Origin of the sequence: Borreliella yangtzensis (assembly GCF_014201775.1) — a bacterium.
In the GTDB taxonomy this organism is placed as follows: Bacteria; Spirochaetota; Spirochaetia; order Borreliales; family Borreliaceae; genus Borreliella; species Borreliella yangtzensis.
This window is the reverse complement of record NZ_JACHFG010000027.1, coordinates 1-4,204: the sequence shown is the minus strand read 5'-3', so window position 1 is coordinate 4,204 and position 4,204 is coordinate 1. Positions and strand designations below refer to the sequence as shown.

The 4,204-nt window shown below is 25.7% G+C and carries 6 protein-coding genes; 3 read left to right on the top strand and 3 right to left on the bottom strand.

Annotation, left to right across the window (positions count from 1 at the left end):
- A partial coding sequence (locus HNP68_RS06125; protein ID WP_183221487.1) for a hypothetical protein occupies positions 1-189 on the top strand: 189 nt, incomplete at its 5' end.
- A gap of 275 nt (positions 190-464) precedes the next feature.
- Complete coding sequence (locus HNP68_RS06130) at positions 465-938, top strand: P52 family lipoprotein (RefSeq protein ID WP_183221490.1); 474 nt, start codon at positions 465-467, stop codon at positions 936-938.
- A 48-nt stretch (positions 939-986) separates the two neighbouring features.
- Here the strand turns inward: HNP68_RS06130 and HNP68_RS06135 are convergent, their stop codons facing one another.
- Complete coding sequence (locus HNP68_RS06135) at positions 987-1,286, bottom strand: plasmid maintenance protein (RefSeq protein ID WP_420703298.1); 300 nt, start codon at positions 1,284-1,286, stop codon at positions 987-989.
- A 1,593-nt stretch (positions 1,287-2,879) separates the two neighbouring features.
- On the opposite strand from HNP68_RS06135, the gene HNP68_RS06140 reads away from it, so the two are divergent.
- Positions 2,880-3,218: a plasmid maintenance protein gene (locus HNP68_RS06140; RefSeq protein WP_183221491.1), complete on the top strand. Its 339-nt coding sequence runs from the start codon at positions 2,880-2,882 to the stop codon at positions 3,216-3,218.
- A gap of 48 nt (positions 3,219-3,266) precedes the next feature.
- Here the strand turns inward: HNP68_RS06140 and HNP68_RS06145 are convergent, their stop codons facing one another.
- Both HNP68_RS06145 and HNP68_RS06150 read right to left on the bottom strand, forming a co-directional pair.
- Positions 3,267-3,740, bottom strand: coding sequence for a P52 family lipoprotein (locus tag HNP68_RS06145; RefSeq protein WP_183221490.1), 474 nt, complete (start codon positions 3,738-3,740; stop codon positions 3,267-3,269).
- A 275-nt stretch (positions 3,741-4,015) separates the two neighbouring features.
- The coding region (locus HNP68_RS06150; RefSeq protein WP_183221487.1) for a hypothetical protein at positions 4,016-4,204 on the bottom strand (189 nt) is incomplete at its 5' end.

Below are 4,204 nucleotides of genomic sequence, written 5' to 3'. Positions count from 1 at the left end.
CTACATGATTTTGATAAACTACATGATTTTGATAAACTACATGATTTTGATAACCTACATGATTTTACCTACATGATTTTGATAAACTACATGATCAAGTTAGACTCAAGTTTTCGACTTAATTATGTAATGGGTAATATGGTTTATTATGGAAATTTTAGTTTGTGTTTTTTGGCAAACGGCACATAAAAAAACCACTTTCAAGTTAACACTCGTATTTTAACTTGAAAGTGCATGTTACAAGTAGATATGCTAGTAAGCATAATGGATAAAATAAAAAATGTAAATAATCAAAAAAAATAATTGCAAATTCCAATATGAATTGAATTTTTAGAAAAGTGTACTACTATTGAGTAGTAATAATTACTTTATATTGTCAATAATATTGATATTTGCAAGTAATTAAGTAATAATATCTTGCGCGCTATTTGTAGCACAAAATATTATCGCCTAAGTAGTAAGAAATGAATTATAAGAATTTGTTTCCTAGGAAGGACGCGCTTTCTAAATTAAACTTGAGTGCGATTGAATATTGTGTTTTAGGTGATATGAAACGTGTTATTTCTGAATTGAAAAATAATTCTTCCAAAGATGAAAATTGTAATTTCATGTTGCCTTTGTTTGAAAATTATAATGAAAAATGTTTTGATAAATTTTTTGTGAAGTTGGGTCCTAGTAGAGCTAAACAACTAATTAGTTTGTTCCGTAAAATTAAAACAAGAATAAGTGATAGTCTGTTTGAAACAGAAGTTCTTTTACTGTACTTGTGTATTGAAGATGAGGATATGTGTTTAGCAAATCTTCTGTATTGTGGGGGTGAAGACTGTGGGGGCGAAGACAATTGTTTTGATTGCATGGGGTCTGATCTTGATCAACAATTCAAAAATATAAGTAAAACATTAATTTCTATGCTAGAGGATTTTGGTGTTTTTGTGTAGGATTTTTTACTAAAACAAGTTTAAATTATTTGTGATTTTCAAGTTGGTTTAGTCTACTAAAGAACTTATTATTTTATAACTTATTATAGCGCAAGCTTGTTCGGTGGTGTAATTAAGCTTATAATGGACTAAAAATCCACAATCTGTTGTTTTTCTAGTGCAACATTTAGTTATAATTTTAAATTCTTTTAATTTTTTAAGATATTTTTTCATTGTTGTTAGTTTAACATGTGCTAGGTGGGCTTTTGAAAGGCCATAATTATACAGCCTAAGCACATTTTCTATTGGATATTGACCAAATTGGTTATTTACTATTTCTATTGCAAAGACAAGAATTTCTAATTTTATTTGTTTTTTGTTAAATATTACCCCATTTTTATCCCTAATTTTTTGTTAAAAAAGATTAGCTTTTGTATTTTCTTTTTATGGGTTAAAATCCATAAAAACGCAATCTCCATGTAAAAACTAACAAGACCGGTTAATTAGTTTTGTTATTTTTTTTCAGTAAAACAGAAAGTAAAAAAGAAAACATTGATAATAATAAAAATATAAAAGCTATTTTGATTTTATTACGCAAGTATAAATTATGAATGCCTATGTAGCCAAAAGGCAAACACAATAAAAATATTAATCCTGAATAAAATTGTTTGTTTTGTCTATTTGTAGTCCTACAAGCGACACAAATTTTGTCATAATTTTTAATTAATTTTTTGCAATAAAAACATTGTATACTATTAAAATATTTACGCAAAATTGGCTCCCCAAACAAAAAATCTACTAAAAATTGTACAATCAAAAAACGGCTCTTTCAATATTCAAATTATTTTGTGAATAAATTGTAAATAATGTAGAGCACCATATTATACTTACTTTTTAAGTATCGTACTAATGAAGATTAAAAATATAAATTTCTACTATAATAGTAACGCATCGAATAAAAAATACAAATAATCAGAAAAATAATTGCAAATTAAGGGACAATTTTTTTAAAAAATGATTTTCTTAGCAAGAATTATTATAAATAGAGTAGCAATTCTTGTTACATTTCTAATTTTCAAGTTTTGATTTTTACGGTTAGAAAATTTCTTGAAAAATTAGGTGGAGGTTAAATTTCTCATGGTTAAAGTTTGGAGCCAAGATATTTATACTAATTAAAAATTATATATATAATTTTTAATTAGTATAAATATCTTGGCTCCAAACTTTAACCATGAGAAATTTAACCTCCACCTAATTTTTCAAGAAATTTTCTAACCGTAAAAATCAAAACTTGAAAATTAGAAATGTAACAAGAATTGCTACTCTATTTATAATAATTCTTGCTAAGAAAATCATTTTTTAAAAAAATTGTCCCTTAATTTGCAATTATTTTTCTGATTATTTGTATTTTTTATTCGATGCGTTACTATTATAGTAGAAATTTATATTTTTAATCTTCATTAGTACGATACTTAAAAAGTAAGTATAATATGGTGCTCTACATTATTTACAATTTATTCACAAAATAATTTGAATATTGAAAGAGCCGTTTTTTGATTGTACAATTTTTAGTAGATTTTTTGTTTGGGGAGCCAATTTTGCGTAAATATTTTAATAGTATACAATGTTTTTATTGCAAAAAATTAATTAAAAATTATGACAAAATTTGTGTCGCTTGTAGGACTACAAATAGACAAAACAAACAATTTTATTCAGGATTAATATTTTTATTGTGTTTGCCTTTTGGCTACATAGGCATTCATAATTTATACTTGCGTAATAAAATCAAAATAGCTTTTATATTTTTATTATTATCAATGTTTTCTTTTTTACTTTCTGTTTTACTGAAAAAAAATAACAAAACTAATTAACCGGTCTTGTTAGTTTTTACATGGAGATTGCGTTTTTATGGATTTTAACCCATAAAAAGAAAATACAAAAGCTAATCTTTTTTAACAAAAAATTAGGGATAAAAATGGGGTAATATTTAACAAAAAACAAATAAAATTAGAAATTCTTGTCTTTGCAATAGAAATAGTAAATAACCAATTTGGTCAATATCCAATAGAAAATGTGCTTAGGCTGTATAATTATGGCCTTTCAAAAGCCCACCTAGCACATGTTAAACTAACAACAATGAAAAAATATCTTAAAAAATTAAAAGAATTTAAAATTATAACTAAATGTTGCACTAGAAAAACAACAGATTGTGGATTTTTAGTCCATTATAAGCTTAATTACACCACCGAACAAGCTTGCGCTATAATAAGTTATAAAATAATAAGTTCTTTAGTAGACTAAACCAACTTGAAAATCACAAATAATTTAAACTTGTTTTAGTAAAAAATCCTACACAAAAACACCAAAATCCTCTAGCATAGAAATTAATGTTTTACTTATATTTTTGAATTGTTGATCAAGATCAGACCCCATGCAATCAAAACAATTGTCTTCGCCCCCACAGTCTTCACCCCCACAATACAGAAGATTTGCTAAACACATATCCTCATCTTCAATACACAAGTACAGTAAAAGAACTTCTGTTTCAAACAGACTATCACTTATTCTTGTTTTAATTTTACGGAACAAACTAATTAGTTGTTTAGCTCTACTAGGACCCAACTTCACAAAAAATTTATCAAAACATTTTTCATTATAATTTTCAAACAAAGGCAACATGAAATTACAATTTTCATCTTTGGAAGAATTATTTTTCAATTCAGAAATAACACGTTTCATATCACCTAAAACACAATATTCAATCGCACTCAAGTTTAATTTAGAAAGCGCGTCCTTCCTAGGAAACAAATTCTTATAATTCATTTCTTACTACTTAGGCGATAATATTTTGTGCTACAAATAGCGCGCAAGATATTATTACTTAATTACTTGCAAATATCAATATTATTGACAATATAAAGTAATTATTACTACTCAATAGTAGTACACTTTTCTAAAAATTCAATTCATATTGGAATTTGCAATTATTTTTTTTGATTATTTACATTTTTTATTTTATCCATTATGCTTACTAGCATATCTACTTGTAACATGCACTTTCAAGTTAAAATACGAGTGTTAACTTGAAAGTGGTTTTTTTATGTGCCGTTTGCCAAAAAACACAAACTAAAATTTCCATAATAAACCATATTACCCATTACATAATTAAGTCGAAAACTTGAGTCTAACTTGATCATGTAGTTTATCAAAATCATGTAGGTAAAATCATGTAGGTTATCAAAATCATGTAGTTTATCAAAATCATGTAGTTTATCAAAATCATGTAG

Excerpts from the sequence above, each read along its gene's own strand:
- HNP68_RS06130 (WP_183221490.1), top strand. The coding sequence starts at position 465 with ATGAATTATAAGAATTTGTTTCCTAGGAAGGACGCGCTTTCTAAATTA.
- HNP68_RS06145 (WP_183221490.1), bottom strand. The coding sequence starts at position 3,740 with ATGAATTATAAGAATTTGTTTCCTAGGAAGGACGCGCTTTCTAAATTA.